The organism is Alteromonas sp. G4i13 (genome assembly GCF_054960505.1).
The window spans coordinates 1-676 of sequence record NZ_JBHNYX010000120.1; the positions used below are offsets into that span (position 1 = coordinate 1).

Annotated in this window: 1 protein-coding gene; it reads right to left on the reverse strand. The window is 49.6% G+C overall.

Going from position 1 to position 676, the window contains the following annotated elements:
* Window positions 1-643 (reverse strand): hypothetical protein (locus ACFI6J_RS21555; RefSeq protein WP_462586405.1); only part of this gene is annotated, 643 nt, incomplete at its 3' end.
* Window positions 644-676: the final 33 nt, after the last annotated feature.

Consider the following 676-nt stretch of genomic DNA (forward strand, 5'->3'; position numbering starts at 1 on the left):
TAACCGGCTCCAGTCCGCCACTTTCATCGAGCAGGTGAATTTGTGGATGCTGTTCTTCTATTGCCTGAGCAAGGCTGGCCGGCAGCCCGCCCTCTGATAACAATGCCTGCATAGTTTTTGCCAGATCGTTGCTGGCAGTATCGGAACCACGCACCCGAAAACGCGATGTGTTTTCCAGGTAAATTTCGAAACTGCAGTGGGCATGGCATAATCTCGCCAGCGCATTTGAGAAGGTTGAAAGCAGCGCCGTGAGCTTTTCGTCGCCTCGTGAAAAGCGTGTGATACACACCAGCAATTCTGTTTCTGCATCGTGCTGACGGTAGGTGTTTTCAATATACTCAAAAGTGGCCAGCTCCCGTTTGAGCACACTGGCATTAAACTTGGCTTTCGCTTCAGACGCCGTTAAACAGGCATTGATTTGGTACTCTTCCAGCCAGACTACTTCGTCCAGTTGCTGAGTGGGGTTATGCATAAGAATGATACGGGTATCCTGGTTAACCAGCCCCTGACGAATATACTGGGCTACCGACTGACAGAGGGAAATATCATCATCGGAGCCTACACAGAGTATAACCAGTGAGGGCTTACAACTGCGCAGTGTCTTTTTAGCGTTTCTCAGGCTGGTTAATTTTTCGCAGTGCATTGTGTTATCCGGCAAAAATGCCGCTAAGTCTGG